Origin of the sequence: Stratiformator vulcanicus (assembly GCF_007744515.1) — a bacterium.
Taxonomy (GTDB): Bacteria; Planctomycetota; Planctomycetia; order Planctomycetales; family Planctomycetaceae; genus Stratiformator; species Stratiformator vulcanicus.
This window is the reverse complement of the sequence record NZ_CP036268.1, coordinates 2,580,511-2,599,171: the sequence shown is the minus strand read 5'-3', so window position 1 is coordinate 2,599,171 and position 18,661 is coordinate 2,580,511. Positions and strand designations below refer to the sequence as shown.

15 protein-coding genes are annotated in these 18,661 nt (G+C 55.6%); 1 reads left to right on the top strand and 14 read right to left on the bottom strand.

All coding sequences use genetic code 11. From position 1 onward, the window contains the following. Positions 1-106: 106 nt before the first annotated feature. The 8 genes from Pan189_RS10170 to Pan189_RS10135 all read right to left on the bottom strand — a co-directional run bounded on the left by Pan189_RS10170 (position 107) and on the right by Pan189_RS10135 (position 9,343). Positions 107-940: a hypothetical protein gene (locus Pan189_RS10170; protein WP_145363809.1), complete on the bottom strand. Its 834-nt coding sequence runs from the start codon at positions 938-940 to the stop codon at positions 107-109. A 426-nt stretch (positions 941-1,366) separates the two neighbouring features. Further along, positions 1,367-2,446 (bottom strand): hypothetical protein, encoded by a 1,080-nt coding sequence (locus Pan189_RS10165; RefSeq protein WP_145363808.1) that lies wholly within the window; start codon positions 2,444-2,446, stop codon positions 1,367-1,369. A 24-nt stretch (positions 2,447-2,470) separates the two neighbouring features. Next, on the bottom strand, positions 2,471-2,926 hold the full coding sequence (locus Pan189_RS10160; RefSeq protein ID WP_145363807.1) for a hypothetical protein: 456 nt from the start codon (positions 2,924-2,926) through the stop codon (positions 2,471-2,473). A 169-nt stretch (positions 2,927-3,095) separates the two neighbouring features. Continuing rightward, the gene (locus Pan189_RS10155) at positions 3,096-5,531 is read right to left on the bottom strand and encodes a serine/threonine-protein kinase (RefSeq protein WP_145363806.1); all 2,436 of its coding nucleotides are present in this window, start codon (positions 5,529-5,531) and stop codon (positions 3,096-3,098) included. A gap of 254 nt (positions 5,532-5,785) precedes the next feature. Further along, entirely contained in the window at positions 5,786-5,965 is a 180-nt protein-coding gene (locus Pan189_RS10150; RefSeq protein WP_145363805.1) for a hypothetical protein, read from the bottom strand. Positions 5,966-6,150: 185 nt separating this feature from the next. Next, the gene (locus Pan189_RS10145) at positions 6,151-7,461 is read right to left on the bottom strand and encodes a DUF8370 family protein (RefSeq protein ID WP_145363804.1); all 1,311 of its coding nucleotides are present in this window, start codon (positions 7,459-7,461) and stop codon (positions 6,151-6,153) included. A 111-nt stretch (positions 7,462-7,572) separates the two neighbouring features. Then, positions 7,573-8,058 (bottom strand): hypothetical protein, encoded by a 486-nt coding sequence (locus Pan189_RS10140; RefSeq protein WP_145363803.1) that lies wholly within the window; start codon positions 8,056-8,058, stop codon positions 7,573-7,575. Further along, positions 8,027-9,343 carry an AAA family ATPase gene (locus Pan189_RS10135; RefSeq protein WP_145363802.1) on the bottom strand — a complete coding sequence of 439 codons (1,317 nt, stop codon included), beginning with the start codon at positions 9,341-9,343 and terminating at the stop codon, positions 8,027-8,029. Before Pan189_RS10135 ends, Pan189_RS10140 begins: the two co-directional genes overlap by 32 nt. A 201-nt stretch (positions 9,344-9,544) precedes the next feature. Here Pan189_RS10135 and Pan189_RS10130 point away from each other — a divergent pair, with 201 nt between their 5' ends. Beyond that, positions 9,545-9,973, top strand: a complete 429-nt coding sequence (locus tag Pan189_RS10130; RefSeq protein WP_145363801.1) for a homing endonuclease associated repeat-containing protein — start codon at positions 9,545-9,547, stop codon at positions 9,971-9,973. 11 nt (positions 9,974-9,984) lie between these two features. On the opposite strand, the gene Pan189_RS10125 is transcribed toward Pan189_RS10130, so the two are convergent. The 6 genes from Pan189_RS10125 to Pan189_RS10100 form a co-directional block, all read right to left on the bottom strand. After that, a complete protein-coding gene (locus Pan189_RS10125) occupies positions 9,985-11,118 on the bottom strand; it encodes a 2-keto-3-deoxygluconate permease (RefSeq protein ID WP_145363800.1) in 1,134 nt (377 codons plus the stop codon). Between the two features lie 65 nt (positions 11,119-11,183). Continuing rightward, positions 11,184-12,083, bottom strand: a complete 900-nt coding sequence (locus tag Pan189_RS10120; protein WP_310821327.1) for an alpha/beta hydrolase fold domain-containing protein — start codon at positions 12,081-12,083, stop codon at positions 11,184-11,186. Positions 12,084-12,118: 35 nt separating this feature from the next. Further along, a complete protein-coding gene (locus tag Pan189_RS10115) occupies positions 12,119-13,315 on the bottom strand; it encodes a four-carbon acid sugar kinase family protein (RefSeq protein WP_310821326.1) in 1,197 nt (398 codons plus the stop codon). After that, positions 13,312-14,334, bottom strand: a complete 1,023-nt coding sequence (gene pdxA, locus Pan189_RS10110) for a 4-hydroxythreonine-4-phosphate dehydrogenase PdxA (protein WP_310821325.1) — start codon at positions 14,332-14,334, stop codon at positions 13,312-13,314. The genes Pan189_RS10115 and pdxA overlap by 4 nt, the downstream gene beginning before the upstream one ends. A gap of 187 nt (positions 14,335-14,521) precedes the next feature. Continuing rightward, positions 14,522-15,826, bottom strand: coding sequence for a DUF1552 domain-containing protein (locus Pan189_RS10105; RefSeq protein WP_145363797.1), 1,305 nt, complete (start codon positions 15,824-15,826; stop codon positions 14,522-14,524). After that, entirely contained in the window at positions 15,819-18,656 is a 2,838-nt protein-coding gene (locus Pan189_RS10100) for a DUF1592 domain-containing protein (protein WP_145363796.1), read from the bottom strand. The genes Pan189_RS10105 and Pan189_RS10100 overlap by 8 nt, the downstream gene beginning before the upstream one ends. Positions 18,657-18,661 lie beyond the last annotated feature (5 nt).

Sequence of the window (18,661 nt, the reverse complement as noted above, 5' to 3'; positions counted from 1 at the left end):
GGCGAGCGCGGGGTAACGCGGCCTTGCTGGAGGGGTTATCTTCAAACGCGCTCGACTTAGGGCAGGCGAAAACGCCTGTCCCCAGCCACCCGCCGTCACTCAAATTTCAAGATCCGTTTCCTTGAGTCATAGACGCAATCACGACCTTTCCTCGGACCCCTTTTGAGGGGGAAGACGCAACAACTGTCTTGACGACCCGTTTGATGCCGGGGAATAGCTCAATCACGTCACCATCCTCAATGTCGAAGTAGTTCCTCTTGACGGATTTTCGTCCAGCCGCACTTTCATTACGGACCGGTACTGAAATCTTCACGTCCGTCAAGAAGCGGCCGTCGACGAGGCGGCGTGAAACTCCCAGCGTCGTATGGAATAGGGCTTTACTAACCCACACCTTGGATGACTCTTCATGCAAAATAGTGATGCTGGAGTCGACGGGAAGCTCCAACAGGTCAGTTGCCACGTCTTCGTCGGATGAGAAGTTCCAACTGGGCGATGTTACGTTGAACTCGACGCCACCAGCGTCAACTTCAATCTTCTGCGCCGTCCACTGTGAGCCATCGGGGAGCACAAACTCGCTTCCTTCCTCGATGGTGCCCAGTACTGCCGAGAAGCTGTAGTGATCGATTTTTCCGTCAACCAATAATCCTTCGATCGGTACAGATTTCCTTGAGAACTTGGCTTGTGCAATAGACGGTGATTTAAAAAGTGAACTACTGTTTGCGGGCAAAATGTCGAAGAGTTGATAGCCGGAAGTGAAATAGCTATTTTCCGCCGAAGTTGCCACACGCAGGGTCAACTTGCAATCAACGCACGGTTTTCCATCTTCAACTGACCTGACTCCGTGAAATCGATCGAACTCCGCAAGAGCCGGTGATTCGTCGCTGGCAATCGCGCCCGCGCCGACAAGGCTTATTGCAACTGCAATCGCAACACATCGCATATCTACCACCGAATCGAGAATGATTGCCGTGGGAAAGAATTTGGTTGAAATCGTACCGGGTACGTCTTGACACAGTTAGTTGCATGTAGCTCCGGGTGTCGGAGTTGCCCGTGGGTGCCGGTACTCTGGTTCTGTCGGCGCCTTGAAGGTGCGGCGGAGGGCTGCTTGATTCCACCTTAAATTCAAGGAGTGGATATTGTGCAATAAGGAAACGAACCGCACACTGCGGGGGCGCGCCGCCCCCGGCAAGCGGCGAGATTGCTGGAACCTGTCATCTATATAAATCACGTGGATCTGCCAGTACTAGACCAGTATAGTCAGCTAGCATTCGTGTCGAGTCGTCAACGGATAAAGCAACAAATCTTTGGCCCAGCCACACGCTCTGTCGGGCAAGAAGTTCGATGCATAGGAACTCGCTGAAATCATTCAGTTGTTCTCGGCTTTCTCTCTCCACTGGAGGTATATTGTAAGGCCAGCTGCGGCCTTCCACGCTGATCCGTCCTTGTGCACACCCTCAAGTTGCCACTCTAGATGAGCCCAATCTCCCAGCTCTTGTATGTTGTAAAAATCCGTTAGCTTGACGGTTAGCAAAATCGACGACCTTGGATGGATGGAAATCGCCTTAACACCTTCATTGCGAAGCATTCTTACGCCAAATCCCTTATCTGTAAGCATCGCAAGTTCAGCATAGAAGGGGTTGGTAGGCTCACCTGCATCGTAGTCTGCAACGGAGCTCGCATCACGCTCTCCACTCCAGTCGCTTGCCTTGCCAAAATAAGCCTGAGACAGTCGCATTGCCGCGATCGGGCCTGAAAGAGAGTCTCGCCGTAAGGATAGTTGCTGATCGGAGAGGTTTGAGATATGCACGTCGATTTCGATAGCTTCGTCGACAAAAAAGAGTTTCCGATCACCCTCAGTCCGAATTCGGAGCGGAATGTCCGCTTGAGTAACTTCCGCGACCTTCCAATCAAATTTGAACTGCTCTTGTTTCACATCCTTTCCCTTCGAACGACCTTGGAAGCACCGGAATTCTTTGGAGTCCCTACAATATGTTCCAGCGTAATAAAACGCTGGCTCGACTTTCTCTGACCGATTGACGATCCCCAAGGTATACGCAGTCTTGCTATCAAGCTTATATCCTTTCGAAATATTGACTTCTCTCGACGGGTCGAACTCGAAGCGGAACCCCTTTGGAAACCCGCGACCTGGAAATATGAGTGCATCTGCTGGCCTCTCCCACCGTGAGTTTGCATGGTTAAAAACCACGCACCCGGGGCTCGCATCAGTGACTTTATTTTTTTGGACAACCTTGACGACGATTTCCTCCGACCGCGAGCCCTCATCAGGCACAACACGAAATGTGTCGCGTATGCTTTCGTTGGTAGTGAGGAAGCGGGGAACCTCTACTATCTCGGGGCATTGGGATTGGGCATTTTGCGACAGAGCCGCCAAGACGGAAAGACCACTCACCAATGCGAATACAGCGTTACGCTGAAGGAAGATCATTCTAACACCTTCTCACTGACTGAATTAAGGGCAGGGCGTTTGGGCGAACGGCTCACAGTTACAGTTCGCAGCATCATGTCCCCCGGGTTGCACGTCCACGTCTTTTTTGGAACATTTCGCCGGGTGCCGGAGGCGGCTCGCCCCCGCATCTGGTCGCTCGATTGCTTCTTGCACATCAGCCAACCGCCCCCGGCGTTTATCGAGCCAATCGACGGCTCTCTTCGAGACCGGTGACTTGATGGCGGTTCGGATGGAACCCATATCGTAATCGGGTGCCGACGGCTTCACGATCAGGTGAACGTGCTCGAGCATGAAGACGTAGGCCCGAAGATGGAACCTGAGTCGTTCGCGGGCGGCATCGATCGATTCGGCCAGCCACGAGCAGTTACGCTCGCGGCTCAGTAGAGGCAGCCGTCGGAAGCAGGAGAACGTGAGCTCGTGAGCGTGCCCGGGGGTGTTAGAGGTTCGACGGCGGGGCATTGGGTTCCGCCTTAATCATTGGGAGTAGATAGTTTGCAATGCGGGTACAGCGCGCTCACTGCGGGGGCGAGCCGCCCCCGGCACCCGGCGGAACTCGACCGGATGCTAAAGAAATAGCCGTCAAGAGATAGTCGTTAAGATGTTGCCCCTAGTCCAATTCCGTTGCCCGTTAACCCTCCGCATTCATCAGCACCAGCGTGATGACCGAGTCGGGTTGGCGGGGATCGAAGCGGATTTTGACTGCGTAAATATCCCGCTTATCGGAAAACTCCGTGTCGACCGTCTGCTTCAGGAACCCGTCGAGTGCCGGCACGACCGCTTCCCCCCGTACCTGTTCGGGAATCTCTCGAAAGCCCGTCGCCTCCTGATAATCGATTCGCACGTGATTCTTGCTGTCGAGGACCAGAACCCGCTCGGTCGGCCGCACGACCCGGCTGATTAACTCGCGAACCATCCGTTCGAGGTTGGATTCGATCGCCACAATACCGAAGACTTCGCCGGTGGCCTGATCGTAGATCGGAGTCCCCGCGACTAAGACGAGGTGGTCGCGGCTGAAAACGGCTTCAGGCACCGTTAATACCGTGCGATCAAGCACCAGGACTTCGCCCGGCTTTAAGGAACGCACCAGTAGGCCGGCCTTATCAATGGGAAAGCTGGCGAGGCGGCTTTCCGGAAGGACCTGCGGAATCCCCCCCGCGAACGAGCCGCGCTCCACGCGGACGATTTCATCAAACGTGACCTCGTCGACTTTACCGAAGGTGACCGACAGACAGGTCGGTGTCGACTTTAATAGCCCGCTATAGATGGACCCCAGCCGACGCCGCCACACATCACGACCCTCGGCGGCGTCCGCGGACGCCCGTTGATTTTCAAGATCGATCAGCGCGCCGATCGGCGGCAGGTCGGACATAAACCGCACCGCCTTACTTAAGTCGTCCGCATCCGAGCGCAGATTAATTTCCATCTCACGGACATCGGCCTTGATGGCCGCAAAGCGATCCCGCTCGGCGGTCACGCCGTCCTGATAGGTTTTCACGGCAGCAAGGAAAACGATCGCCAGTAATATTGCGGCCACCACTCCCAACGCCTGCGACAGCCGCGGATGATCGCCGATCCAACGCTGAATGCGTTTCGATGCCGGTTCCTCATACGCTCGGACAGGCTCCCCCGCCATTTGACGCTGAATATCGTCGGCCAGCGCCTCGGCTGTCTCATATCTGAGATACCGTTTCTTGGCGATCGCCTTCATGCAAATCGCCCGCAGGTCGGCGGGCAATTCCGGGTCATATAGCAACGGGTCGGGAACGGGATCACTGACGATGGAACTAAAAAGCTCCGCCATTCGACCCGCGGCGCTGGCGGCCTCGCGCGAGCGTTCGTGCGGCGCCGCTCCCGTCAGAATAGCGAAGAGAATCGCTCCCAAACCGAATACGTCGGTCCGTTCGTCGATCTCGTCGATACGCCCGGCCGCCTGCTCCGGGGCCATGTACATCGGCGTGCCCAGCACCTGCCCGGCCACGGTCGCGCCCGAGTCGTGCGGATCGTCCGAAGACATCGAACCGGCCAGTTCAAACAGTCCCGTCTCGTCATTTAATTTGGCCAGACCCCAGTCAAGCAGCACCACTTGACCGAAGTTGTCGAGCGCGACGTTCTCCGGCTTTAAATCACGATGAATAATTTTTCGCGAATGGGCGTGCGCGACCGACTGGCAGATACTAACGAAGGCCGTCAGCAACCGGTGCAGGTCCATTGGATCGTGATGCCCCGCTTCCCGGCGCTCGTGGTATTCGGCAATCGCATCCTGCAGCGTTTGCTTACCTAGAAACCGCATCACATAAAAATACCGCTCCGTTGATTCGTCAGTCCCGAATTGATAGATCGGCACGATGCCGGGATGTTCCAACCGTCCCGTCACCTCGGCTTCTCGTTTAAAGCGGGCGATGGCGGCTTCATCATGTTGCGCGGCGGGATTAATTTCTTTAATCGCCACGAGTCGTCGCAGGCTTTCGTCACTGGCCAGCCAGACCGTCCCCAACCCGCCCTGTCCCAACTTACGCAGCAGACGGAAACGGGAATTCAAGCGGCGCGAATCGTCATCAATCGTGACGGCCGCCGAATTCGCAATGCCCAGTAACTTCGAAACGCGACCTTGCTTGTCCAAGCGGTCGACCAGCAGGAGCGAGCCCAGACCACTGGCGGAAAGTCGATCGGCTGGAGCGATGCTGTTCCCCACGTTCTTAAGACGTGTCGCCGCAGACGCTTCCAGCTCCTGTCGCACTGCCGGATCGAGCAGACCCTTGCCCATCAGATGACCCGCGAGCGACTCGTGCCCGTGAATCGTCCAGTCGGAAACCGCTTTCGCGATCTGCCGCTCGGTCACCTTGCCGCTTTCGAGTGCCGTCACACCGAAGGCGATGTCACGTTCCTGCTTGGTGCCGGCCCCGAACTCATCGACTTCCACACCCCCTTGAACCACAAACGTGGCGTCTAATTGCTCTCCGCCCGTCGCGGTGGAATGCGAAGTCGAAGGCACCGGCGCCACCGTATCACCAAAGTCAGGGTTGCCTTGGGTACCCTGAGAGCTGGATGCGTGGTCCTCGGTCATGAGCGACGAAGTCAGGTCGGAGGTCGGTGGTTTCCTGGCTCATCCCTGAAGACGCGTAGCCGCCCTGCCGAAATCAACCAATCAAATCGTTCGCCCATGGGAACCTCCCCGTCAAGGACTTTCCAGTCCCGATGCCAAAAACACCCCAAGCGCGATCATTTTCCACCACTTATTCCGGCCGGGTGCCGGGGGCGGCTCGCCCCCGCATCTGGTTGTCCGCTTGCTTCTTGCACACTTCCATCCACCTCCGGCGTTTATTGAACCAGTCCGACGGCTCTCTTCGAGACCGGTGACTTGATGGCAGTTCGGATGGAACCCATATCGTAATCGGGTGCCGACGGCTTCACGATCAGGTGAACGTGCTCGGGCATGAAGACGTCGCCCCAAAGATGGAACTCGAGTCGTTCGCGGGCGGCATCGATCGATTCGGCCAACCACGAGCAGGTGCGCTCGCGGCTCAGTAGAGGCAGCCGTCGGAAGCAGGGAAATGTGAGCTCGTGAGCGTGCCCGGGGTGTTAAACGTTCGACGGCGGGGCATTGGATTCCGCCTTGATCATTGAGTAGAAGATACTTCGCAATAACGGAACAGACCGCTCACAGCGGGGGCGAGCCGCCCCCGTCACACATCTATCGCGGATGCGACAGCGGCGATCCCCTTTAAGATAGCACCAACCGAGGAAGCCATCTTGTTGATTCGATCAAATATTGTGCTGATACGTCCAGAATCTGGTTCAGCGTTTTCGAGTTCGGAAGTCATCTTACCTATGTCATCACAAATATCGGTTTTCTCACCCTCAGAAATTACTAATTGTTCGACCTCTTGACGAGCGCTCAGAAGTGCCTCGCGGGCATCTTCTGAAATCTGGGACTGTTCAATATGCCCCTTGAATGCAGTGATATCATGAGCATTAATTTGACCACTCCCGACAACTCCACCCATATTGTCTCCACCAACAAAATTCGCATTATCGCCGCTCATCTCGACACTTACCTCCGAATAGTTATTCACAATAATTGAAAGCTGATCAACCGGAACCGGTTGCGATCTCTCGATAGCTTCACGTTTGTAGTCAACGAGCACTTCAGGGTGCTCGCGTGCAAAATCAAACAAGAATCCTTTTAGACCTTGCAATTCTTTTTGCTGAATTCTCTTTTGAATAACCTCCTCTTTGATGGTCTTCTTATGCACAACACGTTCGCCATTTTTCAGGACGCGAACTAATGAAGTGTGCGCGTCAAGATTCTCTTGTACAAGAAAATCGATAGCCCGGGCCTCGAATTTCTTAGCGCTAACCGACGATTCTATTCGAACAGCGTCCCTCGGAACCAGCAGCAACGGCTCATCTGCCACAACTGGAAGTGAGGAGAAGTGAGATTCCCATTGCGATTTGGCAGGATTCCAAATTTTTCCAGCACGAACTCTCTGCGAAGGAATGCCATGCAATTTGCATTGATTCTGTGTAAAACTAACCAAGTGCCCTCGAATAATGTTGATAGATATATCCGAAATCGTATCTGGCCCGAATCCCGGAATCATAAGCTCGCAGTCATTCAGGTCTTCTAGGAATCCAGTCTTTGCAGCCTCGCTTTCTGAAAGGCTCTTGTATAAGACTCGGCCCTTTTCAGGACCGAGGCCTCGTCCACGTGGACTGGCAGTTGACTGACCTAAATGGGTTTCATTTGGTTCTCTACAACCTCCTAGCATTTCCAGTCCAATACGATTGTTGCCGGTCCGAATACACTTAATGAGGCTATTGAAAAAACCGACGATCGAATTGTTACACTCTATGTACCAATTGTCGTTACTTATTGCGAAAGCATACGGATCCACATATAGCCGAATATCAGTATTCAGCGGTATGTCAACGAATTCCAAATCAGCCTGAGACTTTTCTAATTCAAAATGCTGCGAAAATCGAGTATTCGCCATTATTGCCTTCTTAGGTCGGACCAACATTTGTTGGTTGTCTACAATAGTCCTGAAAATTTCAGAGTGAAATTGCAGACAATAAAATATATTTAAATCGACTCAGCCACCCGCTCAAAACGCAGTCCGCTCAAAACTCTGTTTCCGGTCAAAGATTCGCCCCTTAATCGCCTCGAATGCGTCCTTCTTTGTCTTGGGCACCGTGGCGATGTTGACCTCTTTGCAGAGGGTTTTCATTTCTGGTGCGGAGAGGTCTTTGTTGATCTTTTTCAGCTCGGCTTCGATCGTGGCGTAGTCGAGGCTGCGGTCGATTGATTTTTCATAGAGGTCGCTCACCGTTTGCGCGGCTTTTTTAATCCGCTCGGGATCAGCGGCCTTTTTCGTCACTTTCTTGCGGCCCGCCGTGACGGGGACCTCGCCGGTGCGTTTGTAATGCTCGGCCAGCTTGAGGAAGGCGGCGAAGTCTTCGACCTTCATATCGCCGAAGGCGTTGAGCGACTCGCAGGCGGAGGCAAGATCGTTAGCCGCCTTGGAGCCGCCCGTTTCGCAGAGCGGTCCCTGCAGGCAACTAAGATAATTGAGGAGATGTTGAACCTTCATGATGATGCGGCACTTGGGTGCGGACTTCACGGACGAGATCAAGAAAAACGGCTTTAAGAGCCGGGTCATCGGCGGCGAATTTACTGTCCTTGGCCGCGTCGGCAAATGCGACCTTGCCGGGGATGAAACGCTCGAAGAAGTGGATCGGATCATCCCAACGGTCATTGGCTTTAGCCTGCAGGCCCTGCCAACTGTCCCGTTCATTGCTCGTGAGCGACGGCTGTTTGTTCGTGCGATTCGCGATAACGCCCAGTAAGGAGGCGTTCGGGCACACGCCGGCATGGTGCTTCAGTTGATAAAGCCACTTCAGCATCCGCGGCACGGCGTTCATCGACGGGGCGTCGAGCAGCACCGGGACGAGGACTTCGTCAGCCGCGGCGAGGGCGTTGACGGTTCCGGTCGTCAGCCGGGGCGGACAGTCGATCAGAATCCAATCGAACCGCTCGCTGATGTCGGGATCGTGCAGCAGCGTCCGCAGCCAGTATCGCACGTCGGAGTCACTCTGCCCGACGAGCCAGGTCGCCATCGCTTTGGTTTCGGCATCGGCGAGGAATTCGTCGGACACGATGCAGTGCAGTTCGGTATCGCCGACGCGCTCGATGCACTCCCGCAGGGGACGGTGCGGCGCGCGATCGGGATCGAAGAAGTGGTCGATCAGGCGCCCGGAACACTTCAGATCGCCCCGCTTCTGCTCGGGGAAACACAGGTCGCTGAGTGAATGCTGATGGTCGAGATCGATCAACAGCACGCGGCTGCCGCCGGAGGCGAGCGCGGCGCCGAGATTGGCGGTGACCGTCGTCTTCCCCACGCCGCCCTTCAAGTTGGCGACGGCGACCACCAGGGCCTGGCGATCTTGCTTGGGGATGAAGGGGGGCACGTCATCGGTCGGCAGCTTCTCCCACACCCGACCGTCGGAGTCGACGATTTCCTGAATCTGTTCGTTGAGCCGATCAATTTCCTGCTGCAGTTCGGCCGCTTCGTCGGCTGCCTGTTCCCGCTCGCCGGCGCGGTCGGCTTCGAGTTGGTCGTAGTCGCTTTGCAATGCCTTTCGTTCGGCCTCTGCTTGCTCCGCCCGTTGGACGGCGGCCTCGCAAGCGGCGACGAGGTCGTCGACACGCTTGGGGCGTGACGAGCCGCCGAAGACGCGACGCAGCAGAAATCCGAGCGGCGTCGTCAGAGAAGCCGTAAACAATGCACCGAGAATCAGCCCGACGATTCCAGCGACAAAGACCGGCGCGGATCGCTCGGAGAGCAATACAAGATAGTCGAACGTGTTTTCCAGCATCGGGATCTCGCTGGGGTGTCCATCTGGTCGCGCCCCATGAGGGTGAGGAATCGTGCGCGTAATTTCAAGACAGAACGGAACGGTTGAATACAGATCATCCGAACCGGTTCGGATCAGTAAGGCTCGGGTAAGTACACGGGGTCCGCGCAACTACCGCCGTCTCTAATGGATGCCCTTCACCCCGAACACATCGCGGTACCCATGCCTTGCCGTTGGACGCGCGAATTGCTGATTCTCACGCTGCGCGAGATCGCCTTTGAGCGCGGGGAGAATGTGACGTTTCGAGAGTTTCAGGACGCGGCCGGGGTGTCGGCGGGGCCGGTCACGTCGAAGTGTGGGGGGTGGGCGAAATTAAGAGCCGCGGCCGGGCTGCCGCCTCAGCGATATTCCTCGTGGAAAAAAATCACCGACCACGAGCTGCTGTGCGAGCTGCACCGGCTGACGCAAGAGCTGAAGCACTTGCCGTCGTATGAAGAGATCGACGCGCACGGGAAATTCGGGGCGTGCACGTACCGCAGAAGGTTCGGCAGGAAGATCGATCTTAAGCGGGCGTTCCGCGACTATCTTTTAAAGTGCCCACTACGCGAGCCGAAGCATTTTAAGGAAGCCGAACGGACGGAATCTGATTAAGAGAAAACGACTTATTCGTCTTGATCACGAGACGATTCGGTCTCGTCACTATTCGAACACCCGTTTTGCCAGCGATGCCACGCAATGACCGCGAGGGGGCAGAGGATGGCGGTCGTGATTGTGGAGATTGAAATCTGCGCGGTCGCCGTTTCAACAATACTTTGATAATCTTCCGCACGCTCAGCCGACATGGCGCCGGCCGCCGCGGCGAGTGAAGCGGCGCTGGCGACGGCGAGCGGAGTTTGCACGGCATTTCCTGCGGTCGAGGCCTCGGCAACCGCCGCAATCTGGTTTGGCTCACCAATTATTTTTAGGGCGAGCACTCCAAGTCCGCCCGAGCAGACCACCGTTGCAATTCCGAGAAATAACCCGCCGGTCAGCACGTTTAAGTCAAAAAACGCGGCAAAGCTCATCGTGGTTCCCAGCGCGAACGCGAAGAACGGGATTACAAGTTTTTCACCGTGGCTTAAGAATGTTCGAATCGATTCGTGCCATTGGCCAAGTAGGAACCCGACGAGCATCGGGAGCAGCACCGCCAAGAACGCCACGAACGGGAAGCTTTCCCCTGTTAATCCCAACGCGACCAATGTGAGGAATGGGCCGTCATTCAGTGAGATGACGCTGACAGCGCCGACGTCGGAGCGATCGCCGTACTCGCCGGTAAGGGCGAGATAGAGCCCACCGTTGCCATTCGACATCGCCGCGACGATGGCAACGAGCGACAGCCCGAACAAGCCACTGAACGGGTCGGTCAGCGTCGAGATAAGGTATCCCATAGAGATGGCCGCGATGAATTTCGCCGTCGTGATCACGGCCCCCTTCTTTAATGCCTGAGCCCCGACACGAAAATTCATCTGCGAGGCAACGCACACCAGAAACATCCCAATGAGCGGGAGCGTTCCCTTCCGCGCAAGTGCCGTCGTAAAGCCGCCAATTTCCAGGAATTCGTAATATTTGACCGTGACTTCTTCACCGGTGTGAGGGTCTTCGACCGTCTCTTCAATCGCCGGGGCATTAATGAACTTGAGCGCGGCTTCAACCGGTCCGAGGTGCATCTCGTCGACCGTATTGAGTAACGCCCCGACCATCAGCGGCACGATCATCAATCCGCCGGGGATCTTGGCGAGGATTTCTCGGAGCGACATGAGCGTAGTTATCTTATAGTATTGCGGCTGATCTAAACTCTACTGTGACTATTTCGTGAAGCGAATTATTCCAACTCTTCGTCAAGCACTGGCGATGTCTTGCCCTTGGACAATGCGCGGTTGAAGAAGGTAACGACAAGCTCTTGACGCTCGTCATCGTGAAACTGCTTCCCGCCATGCGCGCCGCCGTGGACGACTTCAAATGTCACGTCGAGGTTCTGATCGTCGTACAGCCCATACAACTCGTGAGATTGATTAATTGGAACTTGCGGGTCCTGGTCGCCGTGAAGTATTAAGAGCGGCGGATCGGACGGATCGACATGCGAGGTCACACTCGCCAAGCCGGCAGCCTGCGGTCGCTCATTCACATGACCATCTAATAACAGTTTCAGCGCAGGCACTCGGACACTCAGCCCATGGGGTGTGGATTGAGCGAGGATCGTGAGGAAATTCGTCGGACCGTAAAGGTCGACGACGGCGGCGACATCGGATGATTCGCCAGAGTATTCGCCGACCGAGCCTTCAAGCTCTTCGTGCCCATTCGTTACGCCGACGAGCGCGGCAAGGTGACCACCCGCCGATGCCCCCGCGATTCCGATCCGTGATGCGTCATACCCGAATTGGTTTTCCTTTGCTCGCAGGAAGCGGATCGCGGCCTTGATGTCATGAACTTGTGCGGGAAACTTCGCGACGGGGCTGAGGCGGTAGTCGACGCTCGCCACGGCGTACCCCTTCTCGACGAGATAGAGAACCGGCACATTGTCACGCGAGCCACGCATCCATGCACCGCCATGCACCCAGACGACGAGTGGTCCTTCAGACTGCCCGTCAGGCAGATATAAATCGAGCTTAAGCGGCTGCTGACCTGTCTTTGCAAACTCGATATTCTTAATCGTTCTATAGTCTTCGGCCTCTACCCCAGCTGCGATCGAAAGAGCGACGGCGGCAGCCAGCGCGACGGCCATTCTCTGATGCATCGTGATTCACCTTTAATACTGTTCTAAGTGAGATTTCCTGCAACTCCGGTTGCATCTTTCCAAACGATTTCGGGCCATGTGTAGCTACCGGGTTTAATAATCAGTCGCAGCGGTCGCTCATCAGCGGGGCGATGGAGCGAGGAGCGTTTCGGTAAGAACTCGACCAAGCCTTCCGGAAGAACCTGATCGACCTGCAAGTCCGTATAATCCAACTCTTTCATCACGGCGGCAGCGGTCGCGCCGCCCTCCAGCAGCAGGCGGAGTCCGCCGACTTGCATTGCGATCGAAGCCACCGCGTGAGCCAGAAGCCGCTGAAGGTCGCGCGGCGACCTCTTCTGCGGCGGCATCCGTCGGCAGATGCCGACCAGGCAGTCATCCTGCTTAAGCGTTTGAACGACCGTGTCTTGCCATTCTCTCAAGTCATCCAATTCGTTCTTCGACCTGCCTTCAAATAAGTCCGTCGGCATCGGGACAAGAGGCACGCCATGCGTAATGCAATCCGCTTCGCGGGACTCCCACGCGGCCAAGCTACCGCAAACAAAAAGCTGTCGACAAGGTGTAAGTTGCTCCGATAATTGAACGCTCTTGGGGTCCATCGGGGCTGGCAGAAATGCGTCAAAAAAATCAGCGCCGCCGGCAGGTAGTGTGCGGTCATCAATTCGCCGGACCCATCGACTTAAGTCGTCGACCGTCAAGTTGCGGGGGATGATAATGCCCTGTTCGGGCCAGACATCTTCAGGATCGACGAGCACGACCTTCCCGCCGACCAATTCGGCGACGTCGCTTGTTTTCCGCGGATACTCGGGGTCGCGGGCGAATGCCGTTTGCTCGAGCGGCACGCCTTCAACGAAGTAATGGCCATCGACAATCGTCCGTCTCTTTGACGGATTTGCAGGGATCAATACGCAGCGAGTGTAAGGAGAATCTTGCAGCAACGCATCAATTTCGCTATGCACATTCCCACGCAAGACCGAATCCGTCTTCTTAAAAAGTAGCGGAAACCCGGTCTGCCTAAGATTTGAACTGATGACGCGAATTTTATGAGCCGCCGACGCTGCGGCATCAGAACGACTGTCGGTATCGATCGACAAGATCGGTTCGCCCGAGAAGCCTCCCAAACGTGTTGTTAAGGTGGAACGGTATCCTTTCTTACTTGCGACCCCCGAAATTTCGGCGGCGCCGGAAAGATCGTCGGCAATGATTACATGCCGGACACTCACGATTCGGCAACCACAGTCTCACGGCCGCGCGCGAGCTTCCCGGCGAGTTCGGCGGCGAGAAACAGGCTGCTCGAATCAGCTTTTCCCTGCCAAGCGATGTCGAGCGCCGTTCCATGATCAACGCTGGTGCGTATCATTGGAAGACCGAGCGTGATATTGATTGCTTTATCGAAGGCTAATGCTTTCAGCGGGATATGCCCTTGGTCGTGATACATACAAATAAAAGCATCGGTCGATTCGCGTCGCCATTTTAAGAAGGCCGTATCGGGCGGAAGCGGGCCTTCAATATCGATACCATTTTGCCGAGCTTGCTCGATCGCCGGAACAATGATTCGCTCTTCCTCCCGGTCACCGAAAAGGCCATGTTCACCGGCGTGGGGATTGAGCCCGCAAACCACCAACTTCGGTTCGCGCTCACGCAACAGCCGCATCGCGTCAGCGGCGAGTTCGATTACGTCAGAAATCCGTTCGATACTTAACAGTCCTGGGACTGAGGAATATCCGACGTGGGTCGTCGCGAACGCGCAGGTAATTTCGTCCGACGTCAGCATCATGCAAGATCGTTCGGCTTTCGCTTTCTCAGCGAAAATTTCCGTGTGCCCCGGATAGCGGATCCCGCCTTGAAAGAGAGCCTCTTTATTGATTGGACCCGTCGTCACGCCTGCGACCTCTCCGGCCAACGCGGCCTCAATTGCGCAGATTACATATCGAAAAGACGCTTGGCCGGTATCGCCGTCAATCTTTCCCGGCTCCAGGTTCGGAACCCGATGGTCCGCCACATCAAGCACGGCCGGGGCATCGATCGATCGATATTCTGCCGACCAATCCTGCTGCGAAATAATATGCCTAGGTCGCGGCTTATTTAAGCGATCGGCGACGGCCGAGAGAACATGAGCGTCGCCGAAGACGATGGGCCGATAATCGCCGGTGGCCGAGCCATGATCGAGTAGATCAAGACAAATCTCAGGCCCGATCCCGGCCGGGTCACCCATCGTTATCGCGAGCAATGGTGCGGTCATCAAAAGCGCTCATCAAGAGGATTCTGGACGTGTATTGGACACGCTCGGAGTCCGCGTGTCCAGCGTTGCCATCACTTCTTGCACGGCGGCACTTTGATGACAATGCGGGCGTTAAAGGAGTCCGTACCAATCTGACAAATTGACGTCGAGTCTTGCGCCTTGTATACCTGATCACACCAACCCTAACTTATGTCATCAGCCCGGCAAGCTGCGCCGTACTATCCGCATAGCGAGGTCGTTCAATGTCGTGATGATCAAGTACCGACAGCCACAGATTTGCCAGCGGCGTCCCCTTCGGATAAACGACGTGCCGACCCGGATCAATTCGACCGCCGGCCCGCCCCGCGATGACAACGGGCAGATTCCGATAACTATGCCAATCGCCTCGGCCCATCCCAGAACCGAGTACTAATTGGCAATTGTCGAGCAAAGAGCCGTCACCTTCGGGCGTCTCACGCATCGCTTCAACGATCGCGGCGAACTGTTCGACATGAAAGGCATCGATCTTCGTGAGGGCTTCTTTCGGTTCGTCACCTTTGGTGTGCGTTAAGACGTGATGGTTTTGGGGCTTGTCAAAGTATCCGGGATATTCGCGCGGGGTGTCCCAGCGTTCCGGGTCGACCAGCAGCGTTGCAACGCGCGTTAAATCAAGCCGGAACGCCAGAGCCATCAGGCTTCCCATCAGGCGGATATAATCGCGGCGATCTTCCGGAATTCCCGCAGGCTCGGAAATCGGAAGTTCCGAACGATCAATCTGAAATTTCTCTGCCCGATTAATACGGCGTTCGATCGATCGAACCGATTCAAAATACTCGTCCAGCTTTTCCCGGTCGCCGGCACCCAGGTCGGTTCTTAATCCGGCCGCATCTTCCATGATTGCGTCGAGAACGCTGCGATAACGCTTCCCCTTCCCGCTTACCCCGAAGAGCCGCCGGAAGACCTCGCGGGGATTTTTCTCCGTCGCAGCGGCGTATCCCGGCCCGTACCAGGACACGGACTCAAAGTATTTGGTTTCTTTATTATTCGTGTGGTCGTTGCAGCTTAATTCCAGCGATGGAAACGGCGATGACGTTCCGACATTGCGGGCGATCATTTGGTCGAGGGTCAGATTCGTCGGGTAGGCCCCGTCTTTCGTTTCTGACGGTGGCGAACTGGTCAACCAGCAGGAGCCCGCCTGCGAGTGTAATGTCGTGCCGGCCGCATACGTCCGATTCAAGCCGGTCAGAATGGTGATGTCATCACGTACCTTTTCGATCGGCTTGAGCGCTGCCGGTATTTCGTAATCGCTTCCTTCTTGCTTCGGAATCCACGTCTCAAGGTTGACGCCATTGGGGATATAGAAAAACGCAGTTCGCACCGGCAAAGATTGCTCCACAGCCTGTTCGGAAGCGCGTGCCACTTGAGGGACGAGTGATTCCAACAGCGGAAGTGCAAACGTAATCCCACCCGCTTTCAATATTTTGCGGCGAGAGACGGGATTGGTCTTAATCATGAGATACTTCCTTGACGGTATCCGCAACAGGAACGGCCGGCAGGTTTCGAGTATGGCGAAACGGATAGCTCAGCACGACCCCTTCAAGAACCGACTTAATTCGGTAATCGTGCCGAGCGGAACGTTGGACGATCTCATCAATCGCAATGCGATCAAAGTAATTCAGTTTTCTCCCCAGCGCGTATGAAAGCAAATGACCGGAGAAGCCATGGACGAACTCTTCCGGGCGATCCAGCAACGCATCCTTGAAGTCAACGGCGCCATCGTATGCACGACCGTGTGACAATGTCCCGGTCGCATCCACTTCAAACTTTCCAGACCGGTCCCGCCATCTCCCGATGGGGTCATAGTTTTCCAGTGCGATGCCGAGGGGATCGATCCGATCGTGACAGACCGAGCAGGAGGCATCCTCGCGGTGCTGGGCTAACTTCTCACGCAGTGACAAACCCTCTTCCTCAATCTTGCGGTCATCCGCACCGAGCGGCGGAACCGCGATAGTCGGCGGCGGCGGCGGATTATTAAATATTGCCTCCAGCATCCAGGCCCCGCGATAGACCGGGCTTGTCCTTAGCGGTGTCGATGTCAAAGTCAGGACGGCTCCCGTGGTAAACACGCCGCCGCGACGCCGATCTGGCAATCGGCAGCGAAACCAGATATCCCGAATTCCTTTCGTTCCGCGACCGATTAATGCCCGCTCTCCTTTCCCTTTAAGCGATGCGAGCGTTTCGGCCAATTCTTCTTCGTACCCGTAATGTTGGATTAATTTCTCATTGAGATATCCGTAATTCGTATCGATAAATTCCAACACACTGCGGTCTTCCACGAGAATCGATTCGAACAGCAATAGCGGTTCCAATAACATGTCCTGATGGAGTGTCGAGCTATTCGAAATTCCGAAATAAAAGTTAGAGAACCGTTTCGTGTCCGGCCGCGTCCCGAACAGTTCGTTCAATTGCAGCCATTGCACGGCAAATGACTCTGAAAGCTCTTTCGCCTTCGGGTCGTTCAGCATCCGGCGGAGTTGGCGGATGAGTCCCTCATCGCTTTGAAGTTCGCCTCGCCGTGCAGCCGCTAATAACTCTGCATCGGGACAGCTGTTCCAAAGAAAAAACGACAACCGCGATGCCAACTCGAAATCATCGAGCTGCCGAACCTTCGGCTCGTCACGGCGGAAGTTTTCAATCCGGTAAATGAACCGCGGTGAAGAAAGGATGGCACGCAACACATCCCTCGCTGCGGAGCGCTCGTCAATTCCCGTCGCTCGCAACATCTCATAGATGCCTAGATACTTCTGGTATTCGCCGTCCGACAGCGGTTTCCGGAAAGCGCGCTCGATAAACATTCGAAGTAAGTCGACGCGGCTGATACCGTCAAACGGCTGCCAAGTGCTGCTGACATCGCCAAAAAACAATGTCAGATCATCGAAAGCAACGTGATCGCCAAAGCGAACCCGCGAGCCGTCGAAGTGAATCCGCTCGATCCATTCGCCTTGCGGAGCCTGCACCCGGACGAATCGATTTCCTTTGCCGGCCCCGTCTGTGACGGGTTCCATCAATTTCTTCAGGCCGCCGCCACTGAAGTGAGCTTTAATCTCCACATATTGCGTTGTGACGCCATCGAGCGAAATAATATTGAATGCCGCTTCCGTCACTCGGGATTGGGGCCGGTTCTGCGGCGCGCCATCACGCACATTAATTTTAATATCAAAGACCTTGTCATTCGGCACGGCGTTTGTCAGCACCCTCACTCCGGATGTCGGCACAGCACCCGTCAATTCTTTGAACGCCAGGGGCATTGATGATTGAAGGACAACTTGGACCGGTCGATCCGATCCGGTTTCTAAGACTAACCCTGCAGATGACGAGCCACCAAAGCGGATGTCTTTGCCGTTTTTGTCAGCCCGAACAACTCCACCGCGGCTCGAAAGTTGCTTCTGTTGGACGCGTGTCCGAAAGGTCGACAGCTCCATTCCCGCAGAATTGGAATGGTCAACCACCGTAGCCGAGTCATCGAACATAGAACCGAATCGACCGCGAGAGTAACGAGCCGTCACATCTCGTTCCGGAATCGCTGTTCGAATTGCCCCCGATCCCAACAGCGCTGCGGCCCACGGACTCGCTTGTGCAAGGCCTTCGCTCTCCAGAAGTTGTTCGGACAGGTCGAGATATTTTTCGATGAGAATCGGCGAAATATTAAGAGTATCGCCTCGATTCGTAAAACCGTGTTCCGCGGGATTCTCTCCGGGAAGACCGGCTTCGCGCAACAACGCAGGGTGCACTTTGCCGTACGGTGTGACCGGAATTAATAACTGATCGCCCAACTGTGCATTGTCCGGTTCAAAATAGGTCCGATCCAGCGGAATTCGTTCAGGAAAGTTAAAGACGTCGATCTTCAAGCCGAACAGATCGCGAATGGCGTTGTTGTACTCAAGGCGTGTCAAGCGACGCAGAATCGGCTTGCCGGGATCACGCGCACCACCCAGATCGACGGCATCGAGCAGCTTTCCTAAAGCGGCCATCAGCCGGTCTTTCTCCGCCAAGCTGAACTGTTCGGAATCTTCCGGCGGCATATAGCCGGTCTCAATTGCCTCCCGCACGCCGACCCACACATCACGCTGCTTGGAAATATCTGACTGGGCTTTGAACTGCTCAAGATTAATATCGCCCGCCGGATCATCGAAATCACCATGACAGCCGATGCAGTGAGATGAGATCAGCGGAGCAACGCGATCTCGAAAAACATCTTCCGCGGATGCCGTAGTTATCCCCACGGCGAGCACGCCGACGCCGAGTGCGATAGAAAGGACGAGTTGTGGATATCGAGAGACCATACGGA

What these genes read in the sequence shown, in the direction of transcription:
- Pan189_RS10120 (WP_310821327.1), bottom strand. Translation starts at nt 12,083, where the DNA reads ATGGCCGTCGCGCTGGCTGCCGCCGTCGCTCTTTCGATCGCAGCTGGG.
- Pan189_RS10105 (WP_145363797.1), bottom strand. Translation starts at nt 15,826, where the DNA reads ATGATTAAGACCAATCCCGTCTCTCGCCGCAAAATATTGAAAGCGGGT.
- Pan189_RS10140 (WP_145363803.1), bottom strand. Translation starts at nt 8,058, where the DNA reads ATGAAGGTTCAACATCTCCTCAATTATCTTAGTTGCCTGCAGGGACCG.
- Pan189_RS10125 (WP_145363800.1), bottom strand. Translation starts at nt 11,118, where the DNA reads ATGTCGCTCCGAGAAATCCTCGCCAAGATCCCCGGCGGATTGATGATC.
- Pan189_RS10170 (WP_145363809.1), bottom strand. Translation starts at nt 940, where the DNA reads ATGCGATGTGTTGCGATTGCAGTTGCAATAAGCCTTGTCGGCGCGGGC.
- Pan189_RS10165 (WP_145363808.1), bottom strand. Translation starts at nt 2,446, where the DNA reads ATGATCTTCCTTCAGCGTAACGCTGTATTCGCATTGGTGAGTGGTCTT.
- Pan189_RS10160 (WP_145363807.1), bottom strand. Translation starts at nt 2,926, where the DNA reads ATGCCCCGCCGTCGAACCTCTAACACCCCCGGGCACGCTCACGAGCTC.
- Pan189_RS10130 (WP_145363801.1), top strand. Translation starts at nt 9,545, where the DNA reads ATGCCTTGCCGTTGGACGCGCGAATTGCTGATTCTCACGCTGCGCGAG.
- Pan189_RS10100 (WP_145363796.1), bottom strand. Translation starts at nt 18,656, where the DNA reads ATGGTCTCTCGATATCCACAACTCGTCCTTTCTATCGCACTCGGCGTC.
- Pan189_RS10155 (WP_145363806.1), bottom strand. Translation starts at nt 5,531, where the DNA reads ATGACCGAGGACCACGCATCCAGCTCTCAGGGTACCCAAGGCAACCCT.
- Pan189_RS10145 (WP_145363804.1), bottom strand. Translation starts at nt 7,461, where the DNA reads ATGGCGAATACTCGATTTTCGCAGCATTTTGAATTAGAAAAGTCTCAG.
- Pan189_RS10135 (WP_145363802.1), bottom strand. Translation starts at nt 9,343, where the DNA reads ATGCTGGAAAACACGTTCGACTATCTTGTATTGCTCTCCGAGCGATCC.
- pdxA (WP_310821325.1), bottom strand. Translation starts at nt 14,334, where the DNA reads ATGACCGCACCATTGCTCGCGATAACGATGGGTGACCCGGCCGGGATC.